Genomic DNA, 16,646 nt, shown 5'->3' on the forward strand with positions numbered 1-16,646 from the left:
TTTATCTCTTGTCTAAATCAGAAATTATTACTGCGAAAATTCTTCTTAAATGCTCAATATCCTCATCGGGCAGTATCTTAAAGTAAGATTCCATAAGTTCTTGATGGCGTTCCTGCACCTCTTTAATCGTTGCTTCTCCTTTCTGCGTAATGGTGATGTGGACAACCCTTCGATCATCTTTGGCGCGTTCCTTATTTACGTAATCTTCAGCGATTAATTGGTCTGTTACGCCTGTAATTGCTGCTGAGGTAATACCCAGAGCTGCAGCAATCTGTGATACGTTTTGTGGACCGTTCTTAGATAAAGTCCTGAGGGTTTTGAACTGTGTAATATTTAAGGGGTAGTCTTGTTTGTTCCAATCTTGGGAGATTCCTTTTAAAAAGGATTTGAACATAGTAGAAATCTGAAGAAAATCTTCATTATTAGCCAAATCACGCCTCCTAAAGTTATGAAATAGGGCGGAATAAGTAATTCCATTAAATTTTAGATAACAACTAAATGATTAACTACTTAATTATTAAAGCGTGAAACAATATATCATCCTTTTTTATATCTCGTCAAGAAAAGGTTTGTTTTTTTCGAATGAAATAGAGTGTTGTTGTTGAAGTTCGTTCCTGAGCTAATGAATTATTTGTTATACTGTGTATAGTTATCTTTATTATTATTTCATTAAAAAGGAGCATTTATTTGAATCTAGCAACTCCTGTAACACCTATTCAACTTATGCAAGTACTTCTAAACGTTTCTGTGATTCGCCCTGTTTTTATCTGGGGGGCGCCTGGTATTGGGAAATCTTCGCTAGTAGAAGCTTTTGCTGATCAGGTGGGTCTTCCTTGTGTGTCACTATTAGGTTCTCAATTAGCACCTGAAGACATCATTGGAGTCCCGCAAATCGTTAACGGTAAGAGCCAATTCTGTCCTCCAAAAATGATTGCTCGGGATGAACCATATTGTTTGTTCCTAGACGAGCTTAATGCCTGTTCTCAAGAGGTGCAAAAAGCTTTTTATAGTCTCATCCACGAACGCCGCATCGGCGATTATCACCTACCTGAGGGCTCTATAGTAATAGGAGCTGGTAACCGTGCACAAGATAGTGCAATTGTTAAACCTATGTCCTCCGCGCTTATCAATCGGATGTTCCATATACAGTTAAATGTATCGTTTCAGAATTGGATCTCTTGGGCATATGAGCATAGCATTCATCCTATGGTTATTGAATATCTGGAATTGCGTCCCGATCATTTGTGGAGTGCACCTCCAAAGACTGAAGAGCCTTTCTCCACGCCACGCTCTTGGCATATGCTTAGTGATGCACTACATGAGTTTGGCGATGATATAAATGTGGATACCGTGGGGATTTTAGCGAATGGTTCACTGACACCTTCTCACGCCACACAATTCAGGGCTTTTTATAAAAATCTAACTGGAAAATATGAACTTAATCAAATTATAGATGGTAAATCCTCATTTCCAACGGCTCCAGAAGATCGGGATCTCCTGTATTTTCTGGCGCAATCCTTGCGTGCCCAGATTATCAAAGAACTCCCTCCGATTAAAGATAACGTACGAGATGGACATCGCCAATTTGCACATACGGTTAAAAAGCTGATTAAAGACCTGTCCGTCATTAGCTTTGAAATTGCACAGCTAGTAGTTGCTAAGCAGGAGCAAAGTGATAATATTCCAGATTGGTTAATGGTTGAAATTGTACGTGATTTACCACGTCTTGCAATAAAAGAGCGGGGGTAAATATGGCTAAAAAAACAACTCCAGATAATCCCGCTTTGAAAAATTTTAATGAAGCATGTTCGTTAATCGCGGATCATCCTATTTTTGCGCCGTTATCTGTTCGAGCTTCGATTATCCATAATGAAAATAGTCCCTATCCTGAAGACGGCTGGGCAATTGTCACTAATAACGGTTATATTTACACTCATCCTAAACGGCGTGGCGAGGTTGCTGAATGGATGTACGTTTTGGCACATTGTTTTCTTCATTTAGGTCTTGGACATTTAAAGATTAAAGAGAATCAAGTGGCGTGGAACGTTGCATGTGATGTGTACATAGCAAAGTTTTTAAATGACTTGAAGCTTGGGAAAATACCCGCAGATATGGAGTCGCGAATTGATCTTACAATTAAAGATGAACAACAGCTTTACGAGCAGTTTATGATAAAAGGAATTCCGGACAACTCCAGATATTTTGGGACTGCGGGTGTTTCAAAACTGGATATGAATGTTAGAGATGCCACCAAAAGATACTGGGGAAAAGCACCGGATTGGGAAGCCTATTTTACTTATGGGTTATCTAATGCTGTGACGAATGCAGTAAGTGTTGCTGGAGGACATGCTAATACTATTAGTGACCCTGCACTTTCTTTAACAGCTCCACAACGGGCAAAACGATGGTTTATGGACAGATATCCTTTATTAGGAGCGCTTGCCGCCGGCTTTGAGATTATAGAAGATCCAGCGATATGTCGGCGATTAGATATTTCCATAGCTGCCATTGACGTTATTGATCGCAAAATATTCATGAACCCTGCAGCTGGACTAAACGATGAGGAGTGTATTTTCGTGATGGCGCATGAGCTTCTGCATGCGGGGCTTCAGCATCACGAGCGATGTCTTGGCCGGGATCATTATCTTTGGAATGTGGCTTGTGACTACGTTATAAATTTATGGCTAGTGGAAATGAGTGTAGGGGAGTATCCGCGAATTGGACTCTTATTAGATCCTGAGCTTAAAGGTTTATCTGCTGAAACGATTTATGATCGTATGGTCGGAGATATCCGCACTTATAAGAAACTGGCAACCTTGAGAGGGAATGGACTCGGTGACATTTTAGATAACGGTTCATCAAGTTTTTGGGATGCGAGAGAAGGACAAACGTTAGATGATTTCTGTAAAAATGCTATGCAACAGGGACTTATGTATCATGAAGAGCAAAGTCGCGGTCTTTTGCCATCAGGCCTAGTTGAAGAGATTAGAGCGCTGGGCCAGCCACCTATTAAATGGGATGTAGAGCTTGCACGGTGGTTTGATCATTATTTTTCACCGCTTGAGAAGACCAGATCTTATTCACGAATTAGCAGACGTCAATCTTCTACGCCTGATATCCCTCGACCACAGTGGGTTCATAGCGGTGCTGCAGATGATGGCCGTACTTTTGGAGTTATTTTAGATACCTCAGGCTCAATGGATAAAAAACTTCTGGCCAAAGCATTAGGGGCTATTTCAAGTTATGCGCAGGCTCGTGATGTTCCTTTTGCACGGATTATCTTTTGTGATGCTTGTCCTTATGATGCAGGTTACATGCCCCCCGAGGCTATCGCGGATCGGGTACAAGTGAAGGGAAGAGGGGGAACGATCTTACAACCAGCTATTGATTTGATTCAACAAGCTGAGGATTTCCCGAAAAAAGGACCGCTTCTAATTATTACAGATGGTTATTGTGACAAGCTGATCCTTAAAAGAGACCATGCTTATATTTTGCCCAAGGGTAATGACTTGCCTTTCTCACCCAAAGGACCTGTATTCAGAATTAATTAGGGCTTAGAATAAATTTAGAGCGAGGTAACAATGGATATGAATCCCCCCCAAACATATTCTTTCAGCAGCTACAGTTGTATTCAATGATCAAGAAGAAATCTTATTAATAAAAGGTCCACGCAGAGGCTGGGAGATGCCAGGCGGACAGGTTGAAGAGGAGGAGTCCCTTATAGAAGCAGCAATCAGGGAAGCCAAAGAAGAATCGGGCATTGATATAGAGATTAATAAGTTCTGCGGAGTTTTTCAAAATGTTGATCGATCTATTTGTACTAACCTATTTCTAGGGAATGCCATCGGCGGCGAACCTGCTACTAGTTCCGAGAGCTTAGAAGTTGGGTTTTTCTCGATAGAACAAGCATTAGAAATGGTCACATGGAAAAACCTCAGACTGCGGCTGGAGTATTGTCTAAATGATGAGGTACAGCCTTTTTACGTAGAGTTACGGGGTACAGAAGTTGAAGAAATTATATTTAAATTAGAAAACCAGCAAACTTTTTAGAGGTCCTCCTGCGTCCTAGCTAATGAGTGTCATCGGAAGGCACTTATAAATAGAGATGGAGGATGACGAGATATGAACAAAAGAACAAAAAATCTATTTAAAATGAGTGCAGTGGGATGTGTAGCCATTATGGGAGTGAGTGCAGCTTCTTTACCGGTTCATGCTATGGTTTCCACACAAGTAACAGCTAATGTTTCTGCGGCTTTACCGTCCAAGATACCAGCCCTTGCTGGCATTAAAGTACAAGAAAAAGTACTTAACACAACAAGTAAATACCTGATTGCAGATTTAAAAGTACCTCAGCTAACAGGAATGCTGGATACTCATTATCAAGATGAACTGAACGATATTATCCTCTCTCATGCTGAAAAGGATCTGGCACAGTGGGAGAAAGACGCTGCAGAAATGGGCAAAAAAGCACAGGCTGATCAAATGGAATTTCATCCTTATACTCTTTACATTACTTATGATCTGAAATCAGATGGAACAGGTTCTCCAGCAGGCGTTATCTCCTTGACTGTTACTACTGAAGGTTCTGAAGGTGGAACAAGCATGCCGCGGATCGATACTTATAATGTGAAAAATATAGCTGAGGCAGAACCTGTTACACTAACGGATCTACTGGGCGCTAACTACAAAGAGAAGCTCGATGCAGACATTCTGGCAGAAATTAAAAAGGATTCAGATAAGTATTTCTTAGAAGAGTACACAGGAACTTCAACTGAGCAGTCGTTCTATATCGATAAAGGTAACTTAGTAATCGTATTCCCTAAATACAGCATTGCACCAGGTTATGTAGGTTCACCAGAGTTTCGGTTCAGCTTAAATCATAGTTCAACGGATACAACCAAGCTAGATTTGAAAAAAGTAGCTACTTTCACGAATAAGAAAGGCGTGCTCATGGTATCGCTTCGTGATGTGGCCAGTCAACTAAACTATGAATTGAAATGGAATCAGTCTACCAAAACCGCTGAATTGATGAAAGGTGCACAGTGGACAAGTGTTACGCTTAACAAAGATTCATACTTCTTCGCAAAAATGACTCCTAAAGCTTTAGGTGCTGCACCTGTTCTACAAGATAACAAAACCTATGTACCTGTTCAATTCGTATCAGAAATTCTACAGGTTGAAGTTCAGAAATAACCTTTTAGAAGTTTGTGAAAGTAGTTAGATTTTTTAAAAACATCCCGCAGGGTAATTCTTGCGCGGGTGTTTTTTTACTTTTGATAACAGAATAGCCAGTTAAAAGAACTTTTTGTGCTACTCCTGCGTCCTGCCTATGAACAACAAATTAAGGGTAAGGACTGAAACAGAATGAATGACAACAAGCGTTATATGCCTGGAATTGATGGACTAAGAGCTTTTTCTGTACTCGCTGTTATAGCCTATCATTTGAATTTGAAATGGGCTGGGGGTGGACTGCTGGGAGTGGGAATCTTTTTTGTGATCTCGGGTTATCTCATCACAGACCAAATCATTAACCAATGGGAGCGTCATCGAAGATTGGACCTTCTGGACTTTTGGATACGTAGAGCACGGAGGTTGCTGCCGGCGACGATAGTCATGCTGATCGTTGTCACCTTATGGCTCTTAATCATAGATCCCACGAGATTAAATGGGCTGACAGGAGATTTCATGTCATCACTATTTTACGTTAATAACTGGTGGTTAATATTTCATGATGTTTCGTACTTCGAAAGCTTTGGACCTCCTTCACCGATCGGACATTTATGGTCACTTTCTATTGAAGAACAGTTTTATATTCTATGGCCGCTGCTGCTCGTATTAGGACTAAAGATCATACCTCGTCGAGGTAAACTTACTGCCTGGATTCTGGCTTGTGCTGCTGTCTCAGCTTTAGCCATGGCTATGTTCTATGTACCGGGCACAGATCCAAGCAGGGTCTATTATGGAACAGATACTCGCATATTTGCACTTCTAGTTGGAGCGGCGCTTGCCGTTGCATGGCCTAGTCAGAAACTTAAAAATACAGTCACAGAAAGATCTCGTTATATGTTTGATATCATTGGTGCTCTGGGACTGCTGGTATTAATGGTGCTAGTTTACCGGATTAACGAATTTGATGAATCACTATATCGTGGTGGATTTTTGATCATCTCTATCATTACTGCAGTAGTGATTGCCGTGCTTGCTCATCCTGCCAGTTCTCTTGGCCGGAAAATAGGCTGCAAACCTTTGCGATGGATAGGTGTACGTTCATATAGCTTATACCTTTGGCATTATCCCGTAATTATTCTTACCAGCCCTAATGGGAATCCAGATGAGAGCGGCGTGCTTCGTATTATCCTTCAGTTAGCAGGAAGTTTTCTACTGGCAGCCTTATCATACAAATATGTGGAGGAGCCGCTCCGGCGGAAATCATTAAGAAACATTTGGAACCATTGGAGTGCGAAACAACGCCGCAGCTACCGCCCAGTCTTTCTTATGACCATGATCTTTTTGATTCTTATTCCGATTGCCTGCAATGGATATTTATCCAATGCTGAATCTGACACGCCTACAATCGAAGTTGCAGATAAGCAGAATGTACAGCAAGAGGGAACAGCGCAAGATCCAATAGATCACAACTCATTGGCACCACCCGTAGAAAAAGATACGACGGATGTTGAGAAGCAAAAACCTGACACTGAAGAGAAACAAGCTGAACCAGAAAGAAACATAGCGGTAACCGAAAAAAATCAAACCGGAAAGAATATTACGGCCATTGGCGATTCTGTCATTTTGGATGCGGCACCATTTTTGGTAGAAAGTCTCCCTGGTATTGTTATCGATGGAAAGGTCGGCAGACAGATGATGCAGGCACAGGAGGTGGTTGATCAGCTTAGAGCACAAGGACGGTTAGGGAAGCGGATGATCATAGAGCTGGGGACGAATGGAGCTTTTAACTCCAAGCAATTACGTAAACTATTAAACTCGTTAAGCGATGCGGAGCAGATTATTTTGGTCAATACACGTGTGCCGAGAAAGTGGGAGCAGACTGTGAATTCCACCCTTTCAAAAGTTTCCAGTGAATTCAGGAATACGACCATAGTAGACTGGTACTCAGCTAGTGAAGGAAAAGACGACTACTTCTACAAAGATGGTGTTCATCTGAAACGTGAGGGTGCCAAGTATTATGCATCAATTCTAATTAAAGCTTTGGAAAAAGAAAATAAATAATTTATTTGGAATCTCCAAACTTTTTTATACTCACCAAACGTCTTACTCCTGTTACAACACCAGATCACAAACAGAGAAGGATAATCGACCATGTTGAATAGGAAAACCGAGAAAATATTGACGCGATGTATCAAAGAAAACAAAGAAAATGTATACCGGCTTGCTTACAGTTATGTGAAAAACAAAGAGGATGCCCTCGACATTGTGCAGGATTCTATTTATAAAGCGATGACACGAATGGATTTGCTAAAGGATCACGATGCCGTGAAAAGCTGGTTTTACAGGATTGTCGTGAATACCTCTTTAGACTTTTTGCGCAGAAACAAGAAGGTTCAGACGATGGAGCCAGAGATAATAGAAACCTATAGTCCGGCTGTTGAGGATAACTATACAGATATGGATTTGAAAAGAACACTGGAAGAGCTGCCGGCGAAATACCGAAGTGTGATCGTGCTTAGATATTTTGAGGATATGAAGATTAATGAAGTGGCTGAAGTTCTTAATGAGAACACCAATACAATAAAGACAAGGCTGTATCAGGCCCTTCAGTTATTGCGAGTGAAGCTGAATGATGAAGCCTTAAAGGAGATAAAGTAAGATGGACGAAAGAATACAAGAATTACATAAAGAGTATACCGATATTCCCATTCCGGATGAACTTGATTTGATTGTAAACCGCTCTATAAAGCAGTCACTTAAAGCCAATAGAAAAAAACACACAACAACTAAGTGGGTGGCTAGTGTTGGCGCGGCCGCAGTTATTTTTCTAGTAGCCATAAACACCAGTACAACCGTAGCTAGTGCATTATCTTCCATCCCAGGCGTTGATCGGATAATAAAAGTGCTAACTATTAAAGAATATGTTGTAGAAGAAGAGAACTACGATGCTAATATCAAAGTTCCAGCCGTTACGGATATGGAGAACAAAGAACTGGAGCTTGGATTGAACAGCAAATATTTAAGTGAGAACAAAGCACTATACGAAAAGTTCCAAGCGGAGATCGAAGCGTTGAAGGAACAAGGTGGGGGCCATTTGGGGCTGGATGTTGGTTATGAAGTGAAAACGGATAATGAGCATATTTTCTCCATTGGCAGATATGTTGAGGAAACCGCTGGTTCATCTTCAATGGAAGTTACTTTTGATACGATAGACAAAGAAAATCAGATCATTATTACATTACCAATGTTATTTAAAGATGATCAATACATTGAGCGCATCAGCGAAAATATTAAAGAACAGATGATTGCTCAAATGAAAGCAGACTCTGAGAAAGTTTACTGGATCCCTGAGTATGGCGATGATGTGCCAACGGATCAGTTTACATCCATTACGAAGGATCAAAGCTTTTATATCAATACCGAAGGTAAGCTTGTGATTGTGTTTAATAAATACGATGTCGCACCGGGTTATATGGGCTCCGTTGAATTTGTGATACCAACCGCGGTGCTTGCTGATGATTTGGTCAGTCAGAAGTATATTCAATAAAGAATTTTGGGAATAACGTCATCTGCGGTCCGAAACTCTGCGCAAAAGTTGATAAATGTGGAACTAGCGTCATCTGAGTCCAAAAGTTTAGCCAAAACTCTTTGTCAAAGCCTTAAACATCGTTTGATGTCATTATTTTACGGGGGACGCAGCAGCTATCGGACTCAGCTGACCCTAAACGCAGCATTATCGCACTTTTGCAATCCTAACGGACCGCATCGTCGCTATTGGCACGAAAAACACTCCCCAAGCACTCTTTTCTAACGAATAGCTGCACTGGGGTCCGAAACTCTGCGCAAAAGCTGATAAAAGCGGAAATAACGTCATCTGGGTCCGAAAGTTTAGACGTAAATAAATCGCTCTACTGCCGCAACGGTAGCATTAATATTCGGGTTAGAATTATCGATCAACGCAATATTTTCAGCCGGGAGCGGCCATGCTACCGTACGGTTGCCAAGAGAAGTGCGGAATTCATTCCAATGCTGGAACTTCCATTCATCTAGTGGTGATTGTCTGTCTTGAATTCGTTCCCGGTACAATTCCTCGTTGGCTAAACCTACCAAGACAACCTTGACTTCAACATCAAGGAGGGAACGTCCGATCCGAACTAACTCATTGCTGATCCAGTCAGGATTGGCCGCCTCTTTGGTGAAGGGACCAACCACAAAAGCATCGACGTCCAAGCCTATATTATCCAGCGCAGCATCCATAGTGATTCGATAACCTAAATCGCGGCATAACCTTTTGTACTCTGCTGAGTCTCTATCTGCCGGATCCAGTCCGTGTAAAGTCATTATGGCGTCGGCAGCAGGCCGTAGCAGAATATCCATATCGAAAAATGGTATTTTGCGCCGCGAAGCAATCGCTTTAGCTAACGTTGTTTTGCCTGCTCCAGCTGGACCAAGAAAAAATACAAGTTTATTCATTTCTAATTCTCCTTAGTTCTCAAGTCAACTCCAAAGTGTATCTATGCATACTATCATATAAAAGATGACGAGCGATCGCCAGCGCAAACCTAATCTCGGCAAGTGACGGTCCACAAAAACTAAAATTGTTCGCAAATTAGCCTGAAAAATGATAATTTTTTGCTTCTCCATTGAGTTTTTAGTTAATCCTGCTTATAATATAGCGAGAAAAATAAGAAAAAGGTGTCCATAAATGAGCATATTAAATGTTGAAGGATTAAGTCATGGCTTTGGGGATCGTGCGATTTTTAAGGATGTTTCATTCCGTCTCCTAAAAGGCGAGCATATCGGATTATTCGGCGCTAACGGCGAAGGAAAATCCACTTTTATGAATATTGTTACAGGCAAACTGCAACCTGATGAGGGTAAAGTCGAATGGTCCAAGCGGGTGCGTGTTGGCTACCTCGATCAGCATGCTGTGTTAACCAAAGGAATGACGATTCAAGACGTACTCAGAAGTGCCTTTCAATACCTGTTTGATCTGGAGCAAGAGATGAATGATATGTACGGCAGAATGGGTGACGTTTCACCTGAAGAGCTGGAAAAGCTGCTTGAAGAAGTAGGTACCATCCAAGATACACTTACAAATCAAGATTTTTACATGATTGATGCGAAAGTACAAGAAACTGCGCGTGGACTAGGGATCACTGACATTGGATTGGATCGTGATGTAGCCGATCTTAGTGGTGGTCAACGTACCAAAATCTTGCTTGCGAAGCTATTGCTTGAAAAACCAGATATTTTGCTCCTCGATGAGCCTACCAACTATCTGGATGAGCAGCATATTGAGTGGCTGAGACGTTATCTTCAAGAGTATGATAATGCCTTTATTCTGATCTCTCACGATATGCCATTCTTGAACAGCGTTATTAACCTGATCTACCATATGGAAAATCAAAAGCTGACCCGCTATGTGGGTGATTATGAGCAATTCCAACAAGTCTACGAAATGAGAAAACAACAGCTTGAATCTGCTTATAATCGTCAAAAGCAAGAAATAGCAGAGCTGAAGGATTTCGTAGCTCGTAATAAAGCCAGCGTGGCAACCCGTAATATGGCAATGTCCAGACAGAAGAAGCTCGACAAGATGGAGATCATCGAGATTGCCAAGGAGAAACCGAAACCACAGTTTAACTTTAAAGAAGGTAAAACTGCGGGCAAGATGATTTTCGAAGCAAAAGAATTGGTTATCGGCTACGATTCTCCATTGTCCAGACCGCTTAATTTGCTGATGGAGCGTGGACAGAAGATCGCGTTGGTTGGGGCAAACGGAATTGGTAAAACAACTTTGCTGCGCAGCATTTTAGGTGAAATCTCTGCATTGTCCGGTTCGGTAGAACGTGGATACCATCAGGAGATTGGCTATTTTGAGCAAGAGATGAAGGAAGGCAATTACAAGACTTGTATTGAGGAAATCTGGGACACGTTCCCGTCTCTGTCACAATTCGAAGTACGTGCTGCCCTTGCTAAATGCGGATTAACTACGAAGCATATTGAGAGTAAGATTGCTGTTCTAAGTGGTGGGGAAAAAGCCAAAGTGCGTCTATGTAAGCTCATTAATAGCGAAACCAATATTCTCGTATTAGATGAGCCGACAAACCACTTGGATATCGATGCCAAAGATGAACTGAAACGCGCTCTAAAAGCATACAAAGGAAGCATTCTTATGATTTCTCACGAACCCGATTTTTATCAGGACATCGTAACAGATATCTGGAATTGCGAAGATTGGACGACGAAAGTATTCTAATTATACGAGTTCAATTAACGAATCTTAAATAGGATACCTTACTTCGATTCTCCGAAGGGTATCCTGTTTTTTTATCCCGAGGCACCATCTGCATTAACTGTGACGATTAAAATTGGCGTCTGAGGCAATGATTCCATCTCTCTGAGAAATCTTGAACAGTAACGCAAAAACACCACTGAGGATGGATAATGTAACTACACAAGGTTACTAGGATACCGATGATCCAGCCTGCAAGATGGGAGACACTTTCAATGCAGATGCCTTTTATAAAATCGACTGATTTATATTTCATCCGTACCTCAAGATAGGCGTAGATGATTACAAATAGCATAAATAGACCACACCAGAGGTAAAAGTATTTTGGCAGATTCCCAGATAACAAATCCGTCAAAAATTGAATGGCCGTCTTCATGATTTCCATAATTAACACAAACAATAGATCACTCCTCAAAACTTTCCGCCGGTAAGCAAACTTTAGGCTTCAAACTTCAGATTCTGCGGTTCCGTCGGAAATTCTTCTGTCCGTGCACGGGAATCAGTGACGGGAACGTCCAGGCCTACTTCTTCAAAGGTGCAGTCATCCAGCCAAATCTTTCCGGATCCGGATAGGAGAATACCTATGTTGATACAATCCGCCTCTGCCGGGATATCCAGCACACAAGCGTAAAAATTCCAGGAAGCAGTTCCTTTAATACTTCTGTACTGCATGTTGTCAAAACCCAGCATATTCTGGAGCTTGTCATCAATACGCATCCATAAGCCGCACCAGTCGCTTACTTCTTCGGTCCGGATAAAGCCGGCAAACCGCATCCGTTTCCCAAGATAATTTTTTGCGTCAAACTGCTGCATTAGAGTACCGAATTCGTTCCCTTCGAGTGGTTCAGTTTCTGCGCATTCCAGTGATACAGAGTTCCTTCCCTTATGGTAAATCTGCATATCTAATGATGCCTTATATTTGCTGGGAGATGTTCCGGTGATGAACCAACCTTTAATTTCGGACATGGTAAATTCCTCTCTTTCCTGAATCAATAGTTTTATCTGTGACCTGTATTGGGCTGGGGGGAGAACATAATGTCCTTTAAAAGCTCTTGTAAAAGCCTCTTGACTATCAAAACCATAAAGAAGTGCAATATCTAGAATGCGTTCTTCGGAATAGAGCAGCAGTTGGGCAGCAGAACTCAACCTACGGGAACGAATGTATTCAGCTACACTTTTGCCGACATATTTCTGAAAGAGCCGATGGAAATGATATTTGGAGAATCCAGCCTCTTTCGCAATTCTGTCCAGATTCAATTCTTCTTCTTCCAAATGGTTCTCAATAAATTCAATACTATTGTGAATCATCTTGTAATACAGCCTGATCACCTCCTTGTTCTGGTCTTAATATACCTCATCTATTTAAAGGGATTTTGATAATTCTTGCTTAGTTGTACTTCAGTATGTAGAAATTTGCACCTGAATCTAATACTATCAGCAGAATATATAAAAGAAGAGTATTAAAACTATAAAACACAAAAAGGCGAATTCTTACTCATAATGGAGTGAGAATCCGCCAATATCTATTTGGATGCATTCCTACATTAAACCTCAATGATGATTGGAAGGATCATTGGACGCCGTTTCGTTTTCTCGTATAGGAACTTACTTAATGATTCTTTGATGGTCTGCTTGATGATATTCCATTGGCCGAGATCAGTTTCGTTCATCTTTTTAAGGGTCGATGTTACATGCTGGTTGATCTCGTCCATTAAATTATCGGAGTTACGGACATAAACGAATCCCCTGGAAATGGTGTCCGGCTCATTTAATAGACGTCCATCGGTTTGGCTCAGTGTAATCACCGTAATCAGTATGCCGTCTGCTGACAGCTGGCGACGATCGCGAAGCACAACATTTCCAATATCACCGATCCCAAGGCCATCCACTAGAATTTGCCCAGCAGTCACTCGACCGGATTGGCGGACAACACCAGACGATGACTCGACGATGTCCCCATTTTTTAGAATAAAGATATTTTCTGGTTTGACGCCTACCGCCTCCGCTAACAAGCTGTGATGATGCAGCATGCGGTATTCACCATGGATCGGAATAAAGTATTCAGGTTTCATTAGAGTCAGCATTAGCTTAAGTTCCTCTTGGCTACCATGCCCTGAGACGTGAAGCTCACTGCGTGAACCATAGATGACTTTAGCACCCAGCATATATAAATTATCGACAATCCTTGAAACATTTCTTTCATTTCCTGGGATGGGATTGGCTGCGAGCAGAACCGTGTCCCCAGCCTGGATCTCCATCAATCGATGGCTTGAGTTCGCTAAGCGTGAGAGGGCGGCCATGGGCTCTCCTTGACTGCCTGTACATAAAACAGTTACCTGAGCCGGAGGAAGCTTAGCAGCTTCTGCAGGTTCGATCAGCATATTGTCCGGAATGTTTAAGTAACCGAGCTCTTGGGCTACTCCGACTACATTAACCATACTTCTGCCGAGTAAGGTCAATTTACGTTCAGTTAAATGAGAAGCATCAATGATCTGCTGTAGACGATGTACATTTGAGGCGAAGGTAGAAATAAAAATTCTACGTTCTGCTTTTAAAAAGGCTTCTTCTATGTGAGCGCCAACAAGCTTCTCAGAAGGGGTGAAGCCAGGGCGCTCAGCATTGGTGCTTTCTGAAAGCAGGATCTTTACACCCTTTTTACCGATATCGGCCATTTTATGTATATCTGGATACTGCTTGTTGACGGGCGTCATGTCAAATTTGAAGTCTCCCGTATGAACTACGGTACCTTCAGGTGTATCGAATACTACGCCAAGGCAATCTGGAATGCTATGATTTGTATTAAAAAATGTTGTAGTAATGGCACCCAGGGTTAAAGTAGATTCTGAATCAATACAATTGAGTTTCGTTTGTCGTAAAATCCCATGTTCCCTAAGTTTATTTTCGATTAATCCTAGGGTTAAACGGGAAGCATATATCGGGATATTCAACTGTTTAAGCAGGTAAGGAATCCCACCGATATGATCCTCATGTCCATGAGTAACCACCAATGCTTGTACCTTATCAATATTATTTAATAAATACGAAACATCAGGAATAATTAGGTCAATTCCTAAAAGACTTTCATCTGGAAATTTAGAGCCGCAATCAATAACGACAATGTCATCTGCGTATTGCAGGATATACATATTTTTACCGATTTCATGAACCCCGCCTAATGCTGCAATCGAGAGCTGCTTAGCTGCCATTTTCATTGAAGCCCCTCCTAAATAAATTTCTCTATATTATGTTTGATTCCCATTATAATTATCCATTCTGAAGGCTGATACAATATAATAACTGAAGAAAGCTAATCGAAAGATAGGAGAACGTTACTCATGAATATCCGACTATTACAAATGAAAGATAATAGCTCCATTGAAAAGGTCATCAGGGACTGCCTAATTGAGTTTGGCGGGAATCGCGCGGGTCTCGCCTGGGAGGATGACAGCCTGCATCATTTATCAGATTATTATAATCATAGTGAGAATCGGGCTTATTGGGTTGTTGAAGAGGGAGGGGAAGTATTGGGAGGTTGTGGAATTGCTCCTTTCGGGAATGATGACAAGATATGTGAGTTGCAAAAAATGTATTTATCTCAGTCGATTAGAGGTAACGGGATAGCCAACGAACTTTTAAATACAGCGCTGGACTTTGCCAAGCTTCATTACAACCAATGTTATTTGGAGACACTGCAAAACATGCACGCAGCCAACCGTTTCTACACAAAAAATGGATTTGAGCTTTTAGAAAAACCACTTGCTGGGTCGGAGCATTTTGCTTGTGATGCTTGGTATATTAAAAATTTAATGTAATTGATTTAAAAATGTTGGAGGCCTGGATTACCAGGCTTTTTTTGCTCTAAGATAATGATTTTTTATTTGACAATAAAACCGTCCAGACGGTATAGTAAATAACAGAGGTGATTATCGTGAACAGTAATTCAAAACGAAGTAGTATTTTATTAGCAGCTTCTATTGTTGTTAAAAATAATGGGGTGGAGAAGCTTACGCTTGAAGCTGTTGCCAAAGAAGCCGGGGTCAGTAAAGGTGGACTGCTGCACCATTTTCCGAATAAGGAAGCTTTAATAAAAAGTATGGTGGAAGAGTTAACAAGCGATTTTTTCAGTAATGTTCAAGAAAGAGTAGCGAATGCATCTAGAGAAACGGGGAAGTGGGGACGAGCGTTTGTTCAGGCGATTGACGACGATCTTAAGGAAGAGCAGGAGATTAGCACAGCGCTTTCGGCTGCTCTTTTTACGAATCCGGATATCCTTAAGAAATTTCAAGATCAATACTCAGTATGGCAAAACAATATAGAGAACGATGGAATAGATCCTGTACGTTCAACGATTGTCAGGCTGGCAGCGGACGGTTTATGGTATTCAGAAATGTTCGGATTAGGAGTTTTAGATAAGGAGTTACGCAGTAAAGTGATTCAAGAATTAATAAACATGACGGAGTAAGGAGGGGCTATTGTTGAATTCATATCTGTTACTGGCAACAGCGATTATCTGCGAGGTATTTGGTAGCTCCATGCTTAAGGTTTCTAACGGGTTTAAAAAGATTTTACCTTCAATAGGAGTCGTACTCGGCATGGGTTCAGCCTTTTATTGTCTTTCTTTAGCGCTTTCAACGATTCCTCTAGGGACGGCTTATGCTATTTGGTCGGGGGTAGGTACGGCTTTAACTGCGTTAATAGGAGTAATCATTTATAAAGAAAAATTCAATCTGAAGAAATTACTCGGTCTGATTCTTATCATTGGTGGAGTAGTCATTATGAAACTTTCTGGTGGATCTCATTAGAGCTTGGAGGAATTATTATGAACAAGAATAAGGGTTTTTTGGTACTAGGGGTAGCTATTATAAGCGAAGTAATAGGTACAACTATGCTGAAAATGTCAGAAGGGTTCACACAAATATTGCCTACTATAGGTGTTATTATTGGTTTTATAATCGCATTTTATAGTTTGTCTATAAGTCTCAGAGTTTTACCTTTAAGCTTAGCTTATGCGATTTGGGCAGGTGTAGGTACAGTTCTAACCGCTATCGTTGGCATAGTAATATGGGGGGATCCATTTAGTGTGCTTACACTTGCAGGCATAGTATTAATAGTTGGAGGTGTAGTTTTATTAAACTCTCCAGATTCAGCTGATGAAAAAGAACTTAAAACCACAAGCTAA

General features: G+C 41.2%; 17 protein-coding genes. 12 read left to right on the plus strand and 5 right to left on the minus strand.

Annotated features, from left to right (window positions below; translation table 11 throughout):
• Position 1 precedes the first annotated feature (1 nt).
• Positions 2-430: a MarR family transcriptional regulator gene (locus MHH86_RS14795; RefSeq protein WP_036678010.1), complete on the minus strand. Its 429-nt coding sequence runs from the start codon at positions 428-430 to the stop codon at positions 2-4.
• A gap of 257 nt (positions 431-687) precedes the next feature.
• Between MHH86_RS14795 and MHH86_RS14800 the strand changes: the two genes are divergently transcribed.
• The 7 genes from MHH86_RS14800 (at position 688) to MHH86_RS14830 (ending at position 8,716) form a co-directional block, all read left to right on the plus strand.
• Entirely contained in the window at positions 688-1,749 is a 1,062-nt protein-coding gene (locus MHH86_RS14800) for a MoxR family ATPase (protein ID WP_036678009.1), read from the plus strand.
• A 2-nt stretch (positions 1,750-1,751) separates the two neighbouring features.
• Positions 1,752-3,551, plus strand: a complete 1,800-nt coding sequence (locus MHH86_RS14805; RefSeq protein WP_342479759.1) for a peptidase — start codon at positions 1,752-1,754, stop codon at positions 3,549-3,551.
• 40 nt (positions 3,552-3,591) lie between these two features.
• Positions 3,592-4,050: an NUDIX hydrolase gene (locus MHH86_RS14810; protein ID WP_342479784.1), complete on the plus strand. Its 459-nt coding sequence runs from the start codon at positions 3,592-3,594 to the stop codon at positions 4,048-4,050.
• Between the two features lie 72 nt (positions 4,051-4,122).
• Positions 4,123-5,193: a stalk domain-containing protein gene (locus MHH86_RS14815; protein ID WP_052097024.1), complete on the plus strand. Its 1,071-nt coding sequence runs from the start codon at positions 4,123-4,125 to the stop codon at positions 5,191-5,193.
• 171 nt (positions 5,194-5,364) lie between these two features.
• On the plus strand, positions 5,365-7,230 hold the full coding sequence (locus MHH86_RS14820; protein ID WP_342479760.1) for an acyltransferase family protein: 1,866 nt from the start codon (positions 5,365-5,367) through the stop codon (positions 7,228-7,230).
• A 90-nt stretch (positions 7,231-7,320) separates the two neighbouring features.
• A complete protein-coding gene (locus tag MHH86_RS14825) occupies positions 7,321-7,827 on the plus strand; it encodes a sigma-70 family RNA polymerase sigma factor (protein ID WP_038570883.1) in 507 nt (168 codons plus the stop codon).
• Position 7,828: 1 nt separating this feature from the next.
• Positions 7,829-8,716, plus strand: coding sequence for an RsiV family protein (locus MHH86_RS14830; RefSeq protein WP_342479761.1), 888 nt, complete (start codon positions 7,829-7,831; stop codon positions 8,714-8,716).
• 341 nt (positions 8,717-9,057) lie between these two features.
• On the opposite strand, the gene MHH86_RS14835 is transcribed toward MHH86_RS14830, so the two are convergent.
• Positions 9,058-9,642 (minus strand): AAA family ATPase, encoded by a 585-nt coding sequence (locus MHH86_RS14835; protein ID WP_341430435.1) that lies wholly within the window; start codon positions 9,640-9,642, stop codon positions 9,058-9,060.
• A gap of 232 nt (positions 9,643-9,874) precedes the next feature.
• On the opposite strand from MHH86_RS14835, the gene MHH86_RS14840 reads away from it, so the two are divergent.
• Positions 9,875-11,431, plus strand: a complete 1,557-nt coding sequence (locus MHH86_RS14840; protein WP_036677991.1) for an ABC-F family ATP-binding cassette domain-containing protein — start codon at positions 9,875-9,877, stop codon at positions 11,429-11,431.
• 106 nt (positions 11,432-11,537) lie between these two features.
• Here MHH86_RS14840 and MHH86_RS14845 read toward each other — a convergent pair whose 3' ends face one another.
• From MHH86_RS14845 to MHH86_RS14855, 3 genes are all read right to left on the minus strand, one after another.
• Positions 11,538-11,861, minus strand: coding sequence for a DUF5823 family protein (locus tag MHH86_RS14845; RefSeq protein ID WP_235219403.1), 324 nt, complete (start codon positions 11,859-11,861; stop codon positions 11,538-11,540).
• Positions 11,862-11,905: 44 nt separating this feature from the next.
• Positions 11,906-12,775, minus strand: coding sequence for a helix-turn-helix domain-containing protein (locus tag MHH86_RS14850; protein WP_038570889.1), 870 nt, complete (start codon positions 12,773-12,775; stop codon positions 11,906-11,908).
• Positions 12,776-13,011: 236 nt separating this feature from the next.
• Positions 13,012-14,673 (minus strand): ribonuclease J, encoded by a 1,662-nt coding sequence (locus tag MHH86_RS14855; protein WP_038574458.1) that lies wholly within the window; start codon positions 14,671-14,673, stop codon positions 13,012-13,014.
• A gap of 129 nt (positions 14,674-14,802) precedes the next feature.
• Between MHH86_RS14855 and MHH86_RS14860 the strand changes: the two genes are divergently transcribed.
• The 4 genes from MHH86_RS14860 to MHH86_RS14875 all read left to right on the plus strand — a co-directional run bounded on the left by MHH86_RS14860 (position 14,803) and on the right by MHH86_RS14875 (position 16,646).
• On the plus strand, positions 14,803-15,279 hold the full coding sequence (locus tag MHH86_RS14860; RefSeq protein WP_038570891.1) for a GNAT family N-acetyltransferase: 477 nt from the start codon (positions 14,803-14,805) through the stop codon (positions 15,277-15,279).
• A gap of 116 nt (positions 15,280-15,395) precedes the next feature.
• Entirely contained in the window at positions 15,396-15,929 is a 534-nt protein-coding gene (locus MHH86_RS14865) for a TetR/AcrR family transcriptional regulator (RefSeq protein WP_036677976.1), read from the plus strand.
• Positions 15,930-15,942: 13 nt separating this feature from the next.
• Positions 15,943-16,269, plus strand: a complete 327-nt coding sequence (locus MHH86_RS14870; protein WP_038570894.1) for a multidrug efflux SMR transporter — start codon at positions 15,943-15,945, stop codon at positions 16,267-16,269.
• Between the two features lie 17 nt (positions 16,270-16,286).
• Complete coding sequence (locus MHH86_RS14875) at positions 16,287-16,646, plus strand: multidrug efflux SMR transporter (RefSeq protein ID WP_038570897.1); 360 nt, start codon at positions 16,287-16,289, stop codon at positions 16,644-16,646.

Source organism: Paenibacillus sp. FSL F4-0097 (genome assembly GCF_038593125.1).
Classification (GTDB): Bacteria; Bacillota; Bacilli; order Paenibacillales; family Paenibacillaceae; genus Paenibacillus_AQ; species Paenibacillus_AQ odorifer.

Coding starts and splice junctions, on each gene's coding strand:
- MHH86_RS14805 (WP_342479759.1), top strand. CDS start 1,752: ATGGCTAAAAAAACAACTCCAGATAATCCCGCTTTGAAAAATTTTAAT.
- MHH86_RS14815 (WP_052097024.1), top strand. CDS start 4,123: ATGAACAAAAGAACAAAAAATCTATTTAAAATGAGTGCAGTGGGATGT.
- MHH86_RS14820 (WP_342479760.1), top strand. CDS start 5,365: ATGAATGACAACAAGCGTTATATGCCTGGAATTGATGGACTAAGAGCT.
- MHH86_RS14825 (WP_038570883.1), top strand. CDS start 7,321: ATGTTGAATAGGAAAACCGAGAAAATATTGACGCGATGTATCAAAGAA.
- MHH86_RS14830 (WP_342479761.1), top strand. CDS start 7,829: ATGGACGAAAGAATACAAGAATTACATAAAGAGTATACCGATATTCCC.
- MHH86_RS14835 (WP_341430435.1), bottom strand. CDS start 9,642: ATGAATAAACTTGTATTTTTTCTTGGTCCAGCTGGAGCAGGCAAAACA.
- MHH86_RS14840 (WP_036677991.1), top strand. CDS start 9,875: ATGAGCATATTAAATGTTGAAGGATTAAGTCATGGCTTTGGGGATCGT.
- MHH86_RS14850 (WP_038570889.1), bottom strand. CDS start 12,775: ATGATTCACAATAGTATTGAATTTATTGAGAACCATTTGGAAGAAGAA.
- MHH86_RS14855 (WP_038574458.1), bottom strand. CDS start 14,673: ATGGCAGCTAAGCAGCTCTCGATTGCAGCATTAGGCGGGGTTCATGAA.
- MHH86_RS14860 (WP_038570891.1), top strand. CDS start 14,803: ATGAATATCCGACTATTACAAATGAAAGATAATAGCTCCATTGAAAAG.
- MHH86_RS14875 (WP_038570897.1), top strand. CDS start 16,287: ATGAACAAGAATAAGGGTTTTTTGGTACTAGGGGTAGCTATTATAAGC.